Annotated in this window: 13 protein-coding genes; 11 read left to right on the top strand and 2 right to left on the bottom strand. The window is 41.7% G+C overall.

Features of this window, described 5'->3' with window-relative positions; genetic code table 11:
• The first annotated feature begins 34 nt into the window (after positions 1-34).
• The 9 genes from MHH56_RS21900 (at position 35) to MHH56_RS21860 (ending at position 11,463) form a co-directional block, all read left to right on the top strand.
• Positions 35-1,723 (top strand): ABC transporter substrate-binding protein, encoded by a 1,689-nt coding sequence (locus tag MHH56_RS21900; RefSeq protein WP_339203796.1) that lies wholly within the window; start codon positions 35-37, stop codon positions 1,721-1,723.
• A gap of 202 nt (positions 1,724-1,925) precedes the next feature.
• Positions 1,926-3,563, top strand: coding sequence for an extracellular solute-binding protein (locus MHH56_RS21895; protein ID WP_339203795.1), 1,638 nt, complete (start codon positions 1,926-1,928; stop codon positions 3,561-3,563).
• 32 nt (positions 3,564-3,595) lie between these two features.
• Positions 3,596-5,173 carry a response regulator gene (locus tag MHH56_RS21890; protein ID WP_339203794.1) on the top strand — a complete coding sequence of 526 codons (1,578 nt, stop codon included), beginning with the start codon at positions 3,596-3,598 and terminating at the stop codon, positions 5,171-5,173.
• Positions 5,174-5,194: 21 nt separating this feature from the next.
• The gene (locus tag MHH56_RS21885; protein WP_339203793.1) at positions 5,195-7,039 is read left to right on the top strand and encodes a sensor histidine kinase; all 1,845 of its coding nucleotides are present in this window, start codon (positions 5,195-5,197) and stop codon (positions 7,037-7,039) included.
• A 182-nt stretch (positions 7,040-7,221) separates the two neighbouring features.
• Positions 7,222-7,959, top strand: a complete 738-nt coding sequence (locus tag MHH56_RS21880) for a phytanoyl-CoA dioxygenase family protein (protein WP_339203792.1) — start codon at positions 7,222-7,224, stop codon at positions 7,957-7,959.
• 27 nt (positions 7,960-7,986) lie between these two features.
• Positions 7,987-8,793, top strand: a complete 807-nt coding sequence (locus MHH56_RS21875; protein ID WP_339203791.1) for a sugar phosphate isomerase/epimerase — start codon at positions 7,987-7,989, stop codon at positions 8,791-8,793.
• Positions 8,794-8,816: 23 nt separating this feature from the next.
• Positions 8,817-9,671 (top strand): AraC family transcriptional regulator, encoded by an 855-nt coding sequence (locus MHH56_RS21870; protein WP_339203790.1) that lies wholly within the window; start codon positions 8,817-8,819, stop codon positions 9,669-9,671.
• Positions 9,672-9,714: 43 nt separating this feature from the next.
• Positions 9,715-10,311: a YdcF family protein gene (locus MHH56_RS21865; RefSeq protein ID WP_339203789.1), complete on the top strand. Its 597-nt coding sequence runs from the start codon at positions 9,715-9,717 to the stop codon at positions 10,309-10,311.
• Positions 10,312-10,683: 372 nt separating this feature from the next.
• The gene (locus MHH56_RS21860) at positions 10,684-11,463 is read left to right on the top strand and encodes a phytoene/squalene synthase family protein (protein ID WP_076270964.1); all 780 of its coding nucleotides are present in this window, start codon (positions 10,684-10,686) and stop codon (positions 11,461-11,463) included.
• A gap of 52 nt (positions 11,464-11,515) precedes the next feature.
• On the opposite strand, the gene mprF is transcribed toward MHH56_RS21860, so the two are convergent.
• The gene (gene mprF, locus MHH56_RS21855; RefSeq protein ID WP_339203788.1) at positions 11,516-14,164 is read right to left on the bottom strand and encodes a bifunctional lysylphosphatidylglycerol flippase/synthetase MprF; all 2,649 of its coding nucleotides are present in this window, start codon (positions 14,162-14,164) and stop codon (positions 11,516-11,518) included.
• A 238-nt stretch (positions 14,165-14,402) separates the two neighbouring features.
• Positions 14,403-14,621: a hypothetical protein gene (locus tag MHH56_RS21850; RefSeq protein WP_339203787.1), complete on the bottom strand. Its 219-nt coding sequence runs from the start codon at positions 14,619-14,621 to the stop codon at positions 14,403-14,405.
• Between the two features lie 216 nt (positions 14,622-14,837).
• On the opposite strand from MHH56_RS21850, the gene MHH56_RS21845 reads away from it, so the two are divergent.
• Both MHH56_RS21845 and MHH56_RS21840 read left to right on the top strand, forming a co-directional pair.
• The gene (locus MHH56_RS21845; RefSeq protein ID WP_339203785.1) at positions 14,838-15,290 is read left to right on the top strand and encodes a MarR family transcriptional regulator; all 453 of its coding nucleotides are present in this window, start codon (positions 14,838-14,840) and stop codon (positions 15,288-15,290) included.
• An 80-nt stretch (positions 15,291-15,370) separates the two neighbouring features.
• Positions 15,371-16,783 (top strand): MFS transporter, encoded by a 1,413-nt coding sequence (locus MHH56_RS21840; protein WP_339203783.1) that lies wholly within the window; start codon positions 15,371-15,373, stop codon positions 16,781-16,783.
• The last annotated feature ends 71 nt before the right edge of the window (positions 16,784-16,854 follow it).

The following is a 16,854-nucleotide window of genomic DNA, read 5'->3' as shown; positions in this document are numbered from 1 at the left end:
CATATATATTAATCATGAGAGGGGTAAAATCAGCATGAAGAAAATGAAAAAGCCGCTGTTAATGGTAGTCTCTGCGGTGTTTCTACTGGTAACTGTACTTGCAGGATGCAGCAATTCGGGGGGCAATGATCCAAAACCAGCAGCAACAGATTCAGCAACGAACACAAATAAAGGGAGTGAGGCTACAGACGCTCCAGCAGATCAACCATGGGTATTTGGTTCTAGCCCGATAGAATTCTCGGCTTATACACACTATAGTTGGCAAGATTTCCCTGACACCATGGATGCAAACCCTTTTTGGAAATACCTGAAAGAAAATAAACAAGTAACGATCAAACCGATTCACGCAAAAGGGAACTCTGCACAGCTGATGCAGACCTTTATGGCTGACTCTAGTCAAATGCCAGATGTTATTTATGGTGATCGTTACAATCCGGATATTGAAAGACTTATTGCAAATGATCAGCTCGTAGCGCTTGATCCTTATCTTGATAAGTATCCGAATTTGAAGAAATATCTTAATCCTAAGTCCATGGAACTTCTTCGTTCCGCGGATGGCAAGCTGTACAAATTCCCTAACTGGTACACAGATAAACCAACTAGTACAGCTGGTTATGTAGTGAACAAAAAAGTGTATGCTGAGCTTGGATCGCCAGCACTTGAAACATTTGATGATTTGTACGCATACCTAAAATTAGTAAAAGAGAAATACACTGATATGATTCCATTGGAACTGGATCGTGGTTCTGAAATTCAAGGACAAGGCGTTGTTTATGCAGGATTTGGTGAAAACAACCTCTACAAATCATTGAGCAGCGATGTACAAGGCGTAATCAAGGATGATAAGCTCGTTTCATTCTTTACAGATCCTTCTTTCCGTGAGTCTCAAAAATACCTTGCAAAATTGTACCGTGAGAAGCTAATCGCACAAGATTGGTGGACACAAACAAGAGATGTCGTTGCGGAAAAAATCGTAACCGGTAAAGTGGCTGTTTATGCAGGATCAGGCGTTACTACGTTTGCTTCACGCGGAGATTCTGAGCTTAGAAAGGCAGATCCAAATGCTGGTTATTTCATGATTTGGCCTGTTCGCAAAGCTGGACTTGATAAGAACAAAATCTTTGCAGGTGGTTACGATGCGCTTGGTTGGAACGTTGTGACGATTACTAAACATGCTAAAGATCCAGAAAAAATCTTCGCGGCACTTGATTGGATGACAGGACCTGAAGGTATGACAATCTCATTCTTTGGACCTGAGGGCGGCAACTGGAAAGGTTTCGACGAAAATGAACAACCAATCTTCACTGAAAACTACAATGAAGAGGAAGTAACAGCAATTCAAGCTGCAAACGATGTTGTTCACATCGTAGGAAACGTATCGTACATCGACCCAGCAAAATTGAAATATGTTAATTCACTGCCATTAGAAAAACAAAACTGGGCAGCACGTTGGCAGAGAGATATTACTTGGCCGTCATCTAATGATACAACAGCACTTACCAACATTAATATTGAGCCGGATTCTCCATACGGTGATACCAGACAACAAATTGTCGATCTTACTCTTGAGACTCTAGCAGAATCAACTACAGCTAAGAGTGATGCAGATGTTGATCGTATTCTAGATGCAGCTGATAAGAAAGCTAATTCGTATAAATACAAAGAGCTTCTAGAATGGCGTACTGAAAGATGGCATGCTAACAGAACTATTCTTGGAGAATAATAAGGTTTAATAGTGAAAGAGATCATCCCAAGGGATCCGTTTGGATCACTTGGGATATCTCTGTATTTTTGGTTATACTTAACTTTTATATATATAGCTTGCATTTATTTTGATATTATTAAAGGGAGATTTTTCAAAAAATGCTGCTCATATAAGGGGTGCTTGGTCAGTGTACGCGAAGAAAGAGAGGTTCCTGCGGTTCATGTTGGTCTATTTCATTGTTAGTATGCTTGTCGCCTGCAGTGGAGTAGACAGTAAACCAGTTCCAACAACTGATGAGGGAACAACGGAAGATATACAAATAAATCTACCTCCCGATCAGCTCTATGAACTAGGCAAAGAAAGGCTTGATATTTCTTTTTATGGTCACTACAGTTATTATTCGATGCCACAGTGGGGCGCAGATCCCTCTTCGAAGTGGATTAAGGATAATCTTAATATTCACATCAAAGGAATCGACGTAGAAGGAAACGGAAAGCAGAAGCTTCGAAAGATGATTGCCAGCAAGCAGCTGCCGGATATCATTTGGGGTGATCGCGGTTATGATCTGGAACGTTTGCGTGAAGCGGGCTTACTCGTACCGCTCGATAACTATATAGATAAATATCCAAATTTAAAAAAATGGGCAGGCACTAAAATTTTAGATTTGCTTCGAGCACCAGATGGACATATTTATTATTTTCCAAATTATTACACTAATAAACCGTACGGCAACGCAGGTTATGTCGTTAATAAACGAATATATCGGGAATTAGGTTCCCCTAAGCTATCTACGACAAATGAGCTTTATGATTACCTCAATAAAGTGAAAGCCAACTATCCTGACGTCGTACCTTTTGAAACAGGAATTGCCAGTGAGGGGCAAGGAATTGATCAATTATTTTCCGCCTTCAAGGAAAATAATTATAGCTTTACTCGCTACTACGCTGTAACGAGTGGAGATAAGATGACATCGATCTATAAAGATGAAGGATTTCGCGAGTCGGCATTATTTGTAGCTAAGCTTGTGCGTGAGGGGCTAATTACCTCGGATGCTTGGACACAAACGGATGATCAGGTAAGTGAGAAGCTTATGAGCGGTAAAGTGGCGGTTTATGCCAGTGCGGACCCTATGCGTCAAGTGATGTTGGCTAATGCAGAGCTTGTAAGGAAAAATCCCGAGGACGGTTATATCTTTATCGATCCTATTTATAAGGAAGGATTGGATCCGAACAAGATTTATCCTGGCACATACAATGTGCTTGGCTGGAATGTCTCTACGATAACGACAAGCGCAAAAAATCCAGAAGCGATATTCGCTATGCTGGATTGGATGACAGGACCGGAAGGTTCTGCTGTTCAGATGTGGGGCCCGCCGGGGCCAAACGGGTACTGGGATGGCTTCAAAGAAGATGGAATAACGCCAAAATTTACGAGCAAATACACATCAGACCCGGATGGGCTGAGTGAAATACAAGCAATCTCTGGCGAGTTGATTTGGGTTGGCAACACCGTATATCTCGATCAAACCAAAAGCGATTATGAAAAAACATTGCCTGAGGACAAGCGAAACTGGTCAACATATTGGCAGCAAAAGGTAACTTGGGAATCTCAGGGGGATGCAACACCGTTTATCAATTTACAACCGACTCCAAATTCTGACGAAGGCAGAATTTTTGCCCGGGTGAAAGAAATATGGTTAAGCGCGCGCTCATATGCGATGTACGGGCAAACGGATGAAGAGGTATTAGAGATTTTGGATTTAGCGCATAAGGATTCGATGGAATCAGGTTTTCAAGATTATTTAGATTTTATTACTTCGAAGTGGCAAGAAAACTTAAAAGTATTAAATCAAGAGTAACGTAAATTTGTTAACTTGAAGGAGCTGCTCTTATGTATAAGGTATTGTTAGTCGATGACGAAGAACTCGATCTGGAAGGAATGAAACGGTTTATTCCTTGGTCTGAGCTTGGAATGGAAGTGAAGGGCAGCGTAAATAATGCATTATCAGCATGCGAAATCATAGATGAGCAGCCCATCGATATATTAGTCAGCGATGTTAATATGCCTTATATGTCAGGACTTGAGCTTGCCCGAATTGCACTCGAACGCAAGCCTAATATGCGTATTATATTCGTTAGCGGCTATCAGGAGTTCAGCTATGTACAGCAGGCGTTATCTTTAAAGGCTTACAATTATGTACTAAAGCCAATGGATGACAATGAATTGGTGTCGTCTTTGTTAAAGGTGAAGCAGGACCTTGATGAGGAGAACAAGCAGCGTGAAGTCGAAGAAGCCTATCAACAAATGATTCCGATTGCGAAAAGCGACTTTTTGATTCATGTGTTGGAAGGATTGGAAACGACGGAGGGCGTTTCCATGTCCAAGCTGATTTTACACTACGGCTTCGATCAATTGAACTGGCCTATCCGTGTTGCGATTATGGAACTGGATAATCAGTCGTTGAGACAAACCGAGAACGCATCTTCACAGAGAGAATGGTCGCGCAACTCTCTTCAAATTGTACATGAAACGATTCAAAAGATAGGCATGCTTCCATACTGCAAGCTGTCATCTCAACGCATTGCTATATTGCTGGAAGACAAAGCTATTGGTCAAACCGTCAAAACGTTATGCGATGCGCTTTCGCAGCATCTAACGGTATCGATAACAACCGGCCTCGGTGAAGCGGTTCATTCGATAGAACAGCTGCAAGTATCGTACCGACAAGCGATAGAAGCTATTGAAGGCAAGATGTTTCTTGGAAAAGGGGATATCATCAAATATGAAGAGGTCAGAGCGGAACCAGGCATGCTGGACGCTCGGATTCTGGATACACGAATGAAAGCACTATTAAAGGCTATGGAAGGATATGAGCTTGTTCGGATTTACGACGAATTCGAGAACTTGTTTGCATCGGCTTCTAGTCTTCGCTCCAGATTTACTGTTCATCATATGACCAGCTATATTATATGGAAGCTGGATCAATATTTAAGTGAAATGAATGAGGATTTATTTGAACTGCTAGGCATTGATATTCATCATCTCGAAGTTTTAATGCAATTCGAAACGATTAACGATATACGTTCATGGCTTGTAAAGCTCTTATATGAAATTTCTGAACGCCTGCAGAAGAAAAACGTCATGAAAGACAGCAAGTTTATACGCAGCGTCACGAAGTCAATTAAGGAGAGGATGAGTGAAAATATTACCCTTAAGGATATGGCGCTGCAGTTTTCTTTCTCGCCTAGCTATATGGGGTTTTTAATAAAAGAAAAGTCAGGACATACCTTCAATGAACTGCTCGTGCATTTGCGTATGGAGAAAGCATGTGAACTGCTCAATCAACCCGGGATAAAAATTTATGAAGTTGCCGATCAGGTTGGTTATCGTTATCTTCCCTATTTCAGCCGACAATTTAAGGAGAAGTTTGGCATGACACCTATGGAATATCGGAAGAGAGAGAATTGATCATTAATGGGGGAGCTTTAGATGAAAATAGTCCGGGAGAATAGAAAGAGACTCGGATATATGCCGATCGGATACAAGCTTATGCTGTCCTATATGATTTTTATCGTTATTTTGGTCGTTGTCAATTTCTATGTGTCACATTCGATGTATGACTCTTCCATGCGTAAGCAGACGCGTATGAATATTGAAGGAACGATGGAGCAAATGCGCGACAACGTGAAGTATAAACTAGATGATATCGTACGAATATCATCTACGCTCTATGATGATTATAATCTGGTTCAGAGCATTCGAGTTGATGAAATAGGCATTGCAAATTTAAATCGAATGAATCAGATCATTAGCCCAAAGCTGGAAAGCGCCTCGAAATCTATTGGGATGAATTTAAGGTTGTCTGTCTACTTTCATAATAAAACCGTGAACCAAATTTATGAGAATAGATGGAAGAAAGACAATGCTGCCGATAATGACGAATCCAAAGAGCAAACCTATGATATTTATCATATGAGCCGCATTCAGGATAAGTTATGGTACACATCCATTCCAAAAGAAGAATACGGTGTGACTATGGAGTGGAAACAGGTTGAAGAGGATGTACGAGATCATCGTATTTCAATGATACGACGTATCGTCGACACCGATAATCCATTGGAAGTTGAAGAGCTGGCTATTATGCGGTTTAGCGTTCAGATGAAGGAGCTGTTTAATAGCGTTGACTTCTCGAAGCTTGGCGACGGCAGCATGCTGTCAGTCGTGGATTCTACGGGATACGTTATTTTCTCCTCTGGGCAGCTTCCGGAAGGCTCAACCAAACCAGTTTCGAAAATAAACAAAAATGTATCGACAAATGAAAATAGCGATAAGCAAGAATACTTAAGAATAGAAGAAAAATTGCTCAATCAGAATTGGACATTAGTGGCGCAAGTTCCACTTACCATTATCGAGCAGGAAGCTGCGAAGGTACGGGCATTTATTATTTTCATCTGCGTACTAAGCTTCGTTTTGTTAACGTTTGCGGGTGTCTTTATTTCACGTTATTTCTCCAAACGAATTTTGAAATTTGTATCGGTATTGAATGCTTTCCGCGAGGGGGATTTGCATAAGCGAATTGCCTACAGAGGGAAGGATGAATTTTCTCAAATTGCAACGGCGCTAAACGGAATGGGCGAGGATGTAGAGGCATTAATTAATAAGGTATATTTGACGCAGCTTCAGAAAAAAGAGGCTGAGCTGGAAATGCTGCAGCTTCAGATCAATCCGCATTTTTTATACAATACCCTTTCATCGATCAACCAGCTGGCAAAATTCGGGGAAAATGAAAAACTGCAAAAAATGGTGTTGGAGCTCGCGAAGTTTTATAGACTTACACTGAATTCAGGCCGTACGATGATCCCAATCGCAGCGGAGATGGAGCAGGCAAACGCATATGTAAGCATACAGAAGGTTAAGTACGGGAAACGTCTGGAAGTATTATTCGAGATTGATGAGAATATATGGCCTTTTGAGACGGTGAAGCTTATTTTGCAGCCTTTCATTGAAAATACGCTTAAGCACGCATGGAGCGGAGATCGCATTCATATTCGGATTGTCACCTATATGGAAGAAAACACAGTGCATTATAAGATAATCGACGACGGCTTCGGAATGCCGCAGGAGCGAATTGATGAAATATTCAGCGGGCTAGATAAAGGGAACATTGGATATGGGATTCGAAATATCGATCAGAGAATCAAGCTTCACTATGGTTCAGAATATGGGGTTTCCATATTCAGTCGTATAGGTATTGGAACAACTGTCCATATAAGGATTCCAGCAAGGAAAAGGAATCTTATTATTCAAGAATGTATTCCAAATATTGCAGGATAAACAACGAATAAGCCGCGTCCATTAGGAAGCGGCTTTTTGCATATTAAATTTATTTTCTGGATAAGCGAGCAGTTGGATCAGAAGATATGCATACTTTTGCCGATGGGATAAGAAGTAAGTTTGCTCCTGCTCCGTTATGATCATTTCATAGCAATACACCACTTTTATTGGAGGCGATATTGATGTCGATATCTACATTGACGGAGCAAGAAGTACAATTTTATAAGGAAAATGGTTATGCGCTGCATAAGAAACAGTTGTTTAGCGCAGATAAGATGACGGAGCTGACTTATATTTTTGAGGAGCAATGGGAGCTTGTGGGCCGGAAGCTGAACAGCGAGCTGGATACCCCGCATTTCCGTGATGAGCGTTTACTTAAGTTTCTATTAAGCGATGAAGTGCTTGATCTGGTAGAGCCTTTAATTGGTCCTAACATTGGCTTGTGGTCCAGTCATTTCATCTGCAAAGAGCCGCTTATTGGCAAGCAAACGCCATGGCATGAAGACTCTGCGTATTGGAATGGACGACTTAGCCGATTTGATAACATTGTGACCGTATGGCTGGCTATTGACCGCAGCTCGAAGGAAAACGGCTGTATGCGCGTCATTCCGGGAACGCATAACAATGGTTTCTCGGAGTACGAGCAGGTAGATGGCAATGACAACATTTTTGATACAGAAATTCGCAATAAGGATGAGTCAAAAGCTGTTTATTTCGAGCTTGAGCCAGGCGAGTGTTCAGTCCATGATTCTCGCATCATACATGGTGCAGCTCCTAACAAAAGTGAATTCCGCCGCTGTGGTTATACGATGCGTTATTTCTCAACGGATGCGCAAGTCTATACTGAAAAGAACCGTGGTCATAAAATCTGGCTAGCGCGTGGAAAAGATTTAGCCGGCAATCCTTTTGTCAATGTATAATAGGCTTAACAAAAGGGGGGACAGGTATTGGAATTGAGACGAATAAAAGCGTTGTGGGGAATGCAGGGTAGCTATGAGGAGCTTTTGACATATGCAGCAGAAGCAGGTTACTTTGGAATAGAAGCGCCGCTGCCGCCTGCCTCTGAAGAAAAGTCCTTTAAAGCGGCATTGGAAACAAATAAGCTGGCCTTCATCGCGCAGGTAAGTACACATGATGACCATCTCGTTAGCTTCGAGAAACAAGTCATGCGAGCAACGGATTTTAATCCGCTGTTTATTAACTCGCAAAGCGCTAGAGACAGCATGTCAGAAGCGGAGCAGGATCGTTTTTTTGAAGGAGCACTTACAATTGAACAGAGGTGTGGCCTTCAGGTCGGGCATGAAACCCATCGCAGCCGAGCGATGTTTACACCATGGACAACTGCAAGATTGCTGAAGCGTTTTCCTGACTTGCGCATCACTGCAGACTTCAGCCATTGGGTGAACGTATGTGAGTCGCATCTGGATAATCATGCGGATGAGCTCGCTCTTGCTATTGATCGCAGCATACATGTTCATGGCCGTGTCGGATTTCCGCAGGGACCTCAAGTGCCACATCCTGGCGCACCTGAATACGCATCGGAGCTTGCTTTATTTACAGGCTGGTGGCAGCGGATTTTTATGAAGCAAGCTGCGGAGGAAAGAGCTTGGACAACTTTTACAGCAGAGTTCGGTCCACCGAATTATATGCCGACGGTGCCCTTTACCAATAAGCCTATTGTTGATTTAATAGAAGTAAATCAATGGATGACCGATTATATGGCTGCCAAATATGCCGAATGGTTTGACCAATAAAAGTCTGATAGGGGGAAATCGTCATGAAGTATGAATTAACACCTGAGAGATTGCTTGGTAAAAACTTTTTGACCTTGTCATCCCCCTATAAGATTTTCAAACATGTGATCGATAATAAAATTGCTGCCCATTGGCATGATTTTTTTGAAATGGGTTTTGTTGTGTCTGGTACAGGAACTCATGTTATAAACGGAGAGCCATTTCCTTTAGAGAAAGGAATGACTTTTCTGCTGACAACGGCAGATTTCCATGAGATCATCCCTGATGAAGGACAAACGATTCATTTGTTTAATCTTATTTTTGATGAATCATTTATCCGCCCAGAGCTGACAGAAATGTTATTTGAACAGGTATCGCTCCATTTGCATACCTTTCGTGACGAAAGTGCTAGTGAAATTGAAATAGAATTTACTCGGATTTGGAATGAATCACAGATGTGGCAGCTAGGCAGCAGCATGCTGGTGCAGGGAAGTTTTGAGAGAATACTCATCCATCTCTATAGAAATAACGGGCATCAGCGCTTGCTTGACGACTATGTAGCCATTAGCGCAATCCCTTCTTCCATTAGAAAGTCGATCATCTATATTCAACATCATTTTCGAGAGCCGCTTTCATTAGATGAAATAGCGAGATATGCTGGAATATCAGCGAATTATTTTAGCGAATGCTTCAAAAAGCATACAGGTACATCATTTCAAGAGCATCTACAAGGAAAAAGGCTTCAGTTCGCCTCTGCATTGCTCAGCAGTTCAATATTGCCGATAACGGAAGTATGTTATGCCGCGGGCTTTAATACATTGCCAAACTTTGAACGAGCGTTTAAAAAAAAGTATGAGAAATCGCCTCGAGAGTTTCGGAGAAAATATATTCGGTCATAAATGTGACGTATAAAAATATACGCCATGTTAGGAGGGTACAGCAGTGAGAAGGAGACTTATACAAGGCACAGCAATTGCTGTGCTTTTATGTTTTGTTTATATTCTCTATGCAGTATGGAGCATTATTTCGTTTGCTAAGGTTAATGAGCTCATTTACACAGATGCCGCAATTGTGCTTGGGGCAGCAGTCTGGGACGATAAACCGTCGACAGTTCTAAAGAACAGATTGAATCATGCCATTTGGCTCTATAACAATGGATACATAAAGAAAATAATCGTTACTGGAGGCACAGGTAAGGGAGATTCCTTGTCTGAAGCGGAAGTGTCAAAACGATATGTTATGCAGAATAAGGTTCCGGGTGAGGCTATTGTTCTTGAAGAGCATTCAAAAATCACGGAACAAAATTTAGCTAATGCCCATGCGATAGCACGACAACAACAAATCAATACCTTTACCATCGTCAGCGATCCTTTGCATATGAAGCGTGCTCTTCTTATGACTAGACACTTAGGGATGGATGCTTACTCTTCACCAACTCAGACGTCAGCCTACAAGAGTTTGGGTACTAAGCTTCCTTTTCTTTTAAGAGAAACGTTCTTCTTAACAGGTTATCAGCTGAAAATATTATTTTTAAAGTAAGAATAAAAGAAGCCACTTATTATAAATAACTGCTGTTTCACAGCTCAGCTTTTTTGCAGCCCGAAAGTTAAACACTCAATAGGATGAGTTTAACATTCGGGTTTTTGTTTTATTAAGGGTATCGTTTCAGGAAGTAAGGCTGCGTTTAAATGATAGGAGAGGGAAATGTGTCATCCTAACTGAATAATTATGCCAAAAGCCTCCGATATTAAGGTTACGGTTACAGGTTCTTCCTAAATCAAGAAGGATAAACGCAGGAAATCACAGTTGCGGTGCACATCTAAATCCATGTATGGTATTATAATATTAACGATTAAAACAAGTTAAAAGTAAAGCTGCCATAATGAAGGAGTTTTTATTTTGAATGATGCGATGATCATGTTAAAGCAAACAAGTCGTACTTTTTATATTCCCATCAGCAGGTTGAAGTCAGGTTTAAAGGATGCAGTTGCATCCGCTTATTTGTGTATGAGAGCAATTGATGAAATTGAGGATCATGAGACGCTAGCAGATGAGGTGAAAGCAGAATTATTGCTTGGCATTCATGATGCGTTTAGTTCCGATGATGTGATTAATGAATCGCAAAAACTCCTTTCTCCTTATGCAGAAACACTGCCGGAAGTTACGATGAGAATTCATGAATGGGCGCTTTTATGTCCTCCGACGGTTACGAATGTCGTTTATAACCATACAGCGACAATGGCCAAGCAGATGGCTGATTGGGTTCATGAAGGCTGGGATATCCGAACGGAAGAGGATCTGGATAATTATACTTATAGTGTTGCAGGTATGGTAGGGGAAATGTTGTCTGACATATGGTTCTGGCACGATGGCACGAAATCAGACCGAATCAAAGCAGTTGCTTTTGGAAGAGGCTTACAAGCCGTAAATATTCTGCGTAACCGCACAGAGGATCTTGAACGTGGCGTAGACTTTTTCCCTGAAGGCTGGGGACAGAAAGAAATGATTAAGTACACGCGCCGCAACCTGAAGTTGGCGGATTCGTATATATCTGATTTAAAAGGCGGTCCTGCGCTAGAGTTTTGCAAAATTCCGCTTACGCTGGCACATGCAACCATTAACCTCATTGCAGTTGGCGGTAACAAATTAACGCGAGACGCCGTTATGAAGCTTGTAGGCAGCATTAATTAGAGCTTGTTCTATAAATAAAAGCAAAGCCCATGGGATTCCATGGGCTTTGCTTTTATTTGTTTTTATTCGGGTGCCGTGAGATTAACCGTACCAGCTCGACTAGCAATAGCGGTAATGATACTGTCGAAGGATACGCCAAATAGCGTGGCTCCCAATGTGGTGAGAACTTGTCTTTGTATCGCCGGAGGCCAACAAAGCCATACCAGCTTCCGCCATACTCGAACAGAATGCGTGCCAGCTTCTCTTCTTTTATTGCGTTTTGGCTCTGGCCTACACTCGAAAGTGGAGCCATCCCCAAATTAAATTGCGCATATCCTTCTGTTTTTGCCCACTCCATAAGGCAAATGAACAATTGATCCATCGTTCCATTTGGGGTGGATTTTAAATAGCGCATTAAATCTACAGATAAGGTCGTACCATCATAGGCAGGCGTCAAAGAAGCGAAAGCAATAATTTGATCATCTGAATTTTTTAATAGCGCAATGGGCGCGAGCTGCAAATAATCTTCGTCAAACCATCCGAGAGAATAACCCTTCTCATGTTTTCCATCGAGCCATTGGTCAGAGATGTACGACAGCTTCTTTAACAACTGCTTATCATGAGGCGGATGTACGATTTCAAATTGAAAATTTTCACGTTCAAAGCGGTTTTTAACCGCCCGAAGACTGGCATTTTGTTTTCCGACAAGCGTGAAATTGTCCAGATGAACCAATGCTTCCTCACCCAGTTTAAAAAAGCGATAGCCGTTTTCGTGATAGAACGGTAAATAGTCAGGTGCCGTTTGATAAAATACGACCTCTACCGCAAACTGATCAGCGAATTGCTGAAACTGTTGAATCGCTTCGCTAATCATGCTTTTGGGACCTAAAGGATCACCGAGCACAACAAGTTTATTTCGAATTTTCGCATAGGGTATTAACACTTGATCCTTCATCGCCCAGAAGAAGCTCTTGTCACCGGTAAAGAGCATATGCGTCAATAAATTTCCTTGTTCCTTTTCAAGAAAAGCTTTTAATTTCAACTGCTCATCCTCGGCTGTTTCTCCAACGGCGAGCGGCTTAGGACGAAACATATAAAGCAAGGATAGGAAGAGCCAAGCAACCAAGAGACCAAATATCGCAGCTATCGTATGCTGGCTTGGATCTATCAGCCATGTGGTGTGAGCCTTTCTTGGCAGATGTTTGAGAAATGCCGGATACGAATGGGATGCGATGAGGTAATAACCATAGGTGATTAAGAGTGTAATAAGCCCCCAGCCTAGCACATTATAAATCCCTACGGGTATAGCCAAACGATAAAATCGATGTCTTGAAATCCATAACAGCAACGCGACAATGAGTAGAAATATAGCTTCCTCGTAATCAAACGCTTTGGCAAGTGCGAAGAAGGAACCGGCACAAAGCAGGAAAAGTGTCCAATAATAGGCTCGCTTTACTCGAAGCGAAATGCCGCGAGACAGCATGATCAGCATAATGCCGATGATGATGCTTAATTGATGGGACAGCCTCATAATCTGAAACGAAACCAATTCTTCCGTAAAATGTATCCTGTAAAGTAAAGCGGGTGTCGCTGCGGACAACAGCAATATGACCCCACTCGCAAATACAAGCTTACCGAGTGACCATGCCCCAACCTCGCCGATAAACGCAAATTGTCCCGGCCAGCGCCAAACGCTTTGCCAAATATTTAATGCTCGATCCATGATGCCGCTATCAGACTGCTCTGTTCGTTTCCGGTTCATAGGAAACTCGAATGCTGCCATCATAAGGCCAATTAACCATGGCACAAAATAATACAAAATTCTAAACAGAACAAGGATGACCGCACATTTATCAGGTGGAAAGCCGAGCAGCTGTAAGCCTAATATAGCCGTTAAATCAAAACCACCGATACCGCCAGGCGCCATGCTAATAATGCCGGCTATTGCTGCTAACGTATAAATTCCAAGCGCGTTTGTAAATGTAAGTTCAGGAATAAATGTTGCTCCAATAAGCCAGAAGGTCATACCAGCAAAAAACCATTCCAAAAAGGAAGAACCAACGGAAGCGGTCATAATGCGCCAAGTCAATTGTCCTCGATTCCGATTAATCCATTTGGAGAAAAGCGAGGTTCTTTGAAGCAGCACGAATAGCGGTAAATACAGTGCGATTGCCCACATCGCATAGGTGAGCCATGGATGAGCATTCAGCAATGCTTGAACAGGGAAAATGCCGATAATACACAGCCATGCTAGCAGCGATAGCCCAGTGAAAGTTATCGTCGAAAGAAAGGCAACAGAAGCAGCAATACTCCCGATGGGAACCTCTCGATTTCTATATAAAATTGATCGCAGCCCTGCTCCTGTAAGACCCGCAAAACCAATCAAATTGTTTGAGGTGTTTGCAATCCATCCATAACGAATCGTATCCCAAATCCCAATCTTTAAATGAAAATGCTTGCGAATCAACAAGTCATACGTACTCATGACAGAGACAGCGAGCATGGAGAAGCTGAGCAGAAGAAAAATCGTAAAGGGGTGCATGTGATGAAACTCATGGATCATTCTTCCCCAGTGGATCTCACGGAATTGTTTTTTTCCTTCGAAGTAAACAAAGGCGATAATAGCAACTGGCAGTAGAAAACGCAGCACTCTTGCACGGTATAGGATGGATACAAGCTTAATTAGATGCAGCCTGTAAGCTATTTCGCGAATCCATTTCATTAATATTCCCCTTATGTATGGTTTGTCCCTTACTATTCATTATTTTGCCATGTGGGACACATAAAGTATAGCCTACTCACTCATTAATGTTTCCTCAATTAGGAAATTAAACCGAAATGTGAACGAAGTGGAACATCTTTTTTAGGGGAAAAGAAAATGCCCAGCGCTCAGAGGCATTAAAGTTTTTAAACTTTAGCTTCCCTGAAGCTGGACATTAGGTTTAGGCTTGTACAATCGTTTATCCAGTTATAGATGAAGGCAATAATGAATAAACGTTTTTCAGCATAAGCATTTTAGGGCTCAGCTTGAATTTTGAACCAGAGAACATGCAGCGATCATAATTAAAACGCAGTGATGTTATATGAATCGTGCAGTCTATAAATGAGCAGCCAATATAATGAGAGCCGTCAAAGTATACATCCACGTTTTTAAATGTTTTGTTAATAATATAGTCCATGATTGAATCCTCCTTGTAATGTGAAACAAGCTATTTGATTATATGCAGTTAATTCTATTGTTTATAACCTCTTTTATATGAAATGAAACAAGAGAATTGAAGTTATAGACTAGATATAGGAGATTAACGAGCGCGGTCCAGTAATTTTACGTTGACAAAGCAATCTTACATCCTTATTATTAGTTTGAATTCAAACTAGTTTAGGCGGTGATCTGAATGGGAGAAGACAATCACATTACTCGTTTTCCTTGGGAGCAAGAGGACAGCAGTACATTGCTTATAAAGCTGGCATTTACGAATATTCGGCGTGAGATTGAAACTTCGCTTCGACCGCTCGGCCTCACTCCTCAGCAATCACAGTCTCTTCATTTGCTCACCATGAAACCAGGCGTGATGAATGCCGACTTGGAGAAGCTGCTATTTATAGACAAATCGAGTGTAACCAGCTTAATCAACGGGATGGTGAAGAGAGGCTGGGTAATAAGGCGTGCGCATGACTCGGATGCAAGAATGAAAAGAATTTATTTAACCGAGCAAGGGGTAGAAATGTCCTTGAAAGCTTCAAATGCTGTTGCACAAGCGAAAGAGAAATCGGACCATTTGCTAACCAAGGAAGAAGCGGCACATCTACATGTTTTACTTAGAAAAATTATTAAAGCGTATGAGTAAGCGATACGCTTGTTATATTCGAACATATAGTTTGAATTCAAACTAAATGTAGTCTAAAACAGGAAAGGACGTAACGGGATATGGAAGTTACAGATAAACAAAAAATTGGCGAGAAGCTGCTGCCTATATTAGCTTTTACATTAGTCTTCTCTATTATGAATGCTTCAATGTTTAATGTTGTTATGCCTGTCATCAGCAAGGAATTTGGCATTACCGCCTCACAGGTGAGCTGGCTGATTACGGGGTATATGATCGTTTTTGCAGTAGGCTCCGTTACATACGGAAAGCTCGCGGACAAATATCGGCTAAAGGATCTATTGACCTTCGGATTAATTATCTTTGCACTTGGATCGATCGTAGGTTTGCTCGCTTCTGAATATTGGATGATCGTGCTTGGGAGGGTGCTGCAAGCAAGCGGGGCAGCCGTTATCCCAGCTACAGCGATGATTGTCCCAGTACGTTATTTCTCTCCTGAGAAGCGTGGCAGGGCGTTAGGAACGGTTGCGGCGGGTCTTGCTCTTGGAACCGCACTCGCGCCCATTGTTGCCGGAATCGTTACAAGCTTCATCAACTGGAGATTTTTATTTTTAATATCAGTGATTCCGCTGATTGCACTTCCGTTCTTTAGAAAATATTTGGACAACGACAGAGGAAAAGCTCAAAAAATTGACTATTTGGGCGGCATTCTGCTTGGAGGCTCCGTCGCATTATTACTAATGTCCATTTCAGTTGGAAGTTGGTTTATTGCTCTAGGCGGTGCTGTAACACTCGTTTTATTTATTGTTCGCATTCGAACAGCGACTGAGCCGTTTATCCAGCCCAAGCTGTTCAGCAATAAGAAATATACGTTTAGCTTAATCATGACCTTTCTAGCTACATCGTTAAGCTTTAGCATGCCGTTTGTAACCCCACAGTTTTTGGCGGGACTTAATCAGTTGTCCCCTGCCATTATCGGCTTTGTCATGTTTCCCGCAGCTATTACCTCTGCTTTAATGGGGCGTCGCGGGGGCAGGCTTGCAGATGAGAAAGGCAACTCATTTTTAGTATACCTTGCGATTTCATTAAGCTTTACTTGTTTTATTTTGTTATCAGTGTTTGTTGGATTATCACCATATCTAATCGTGTTTTTGTTAATATTCGGAAATATAGGTCAAACCTTTATGCAAATTGCGATGTCCAACACAATATCAAGAACGCTTGCCAAGGAGCAAATAGGAGTAGGGATGGGACTCATGTCCTTGCTTAACTTTATCTCGGGAGCAATGACAACGAGCATTATCGGCAAGATGCTGGACTTAAAGCAAACAGCGGTCCATTTTAACCCATTTGCCATTCATAACGGGGCATACCTATATAGCAATATTTTCTTTTCCTTAGCTATCTTGGCTGCAATCATTGTAGGCTTGTATTATTTGTTATTTAGACCATCGCGTGATAAAGCAGCTTTGCAGACAAAGCTTGAGAAGACCAAATCATCTTCAACAACCGCTTAGAAGCCAATCGTAAAATAAACGAAGCTCTCTATATTCAATTAAATGCAGTTAGTGCTGCATTGTAGTTGATT

The sequence above is a fragment of the Paenibacillus sp. FSL K6-3182 genome (genome assembly GCF_037976325.1).
Classification (GTDB): domain Bacteria; phylum Bacillota; class Bacilli; order Paenibacillales; family Paenibacillaceae; genus Pristimantibacillus.
The sequence above is the reverse complement of the archived record's forward strand: the minus strand, read 5'-3'. Positions and strand labels throughout refer to the sequence as shown.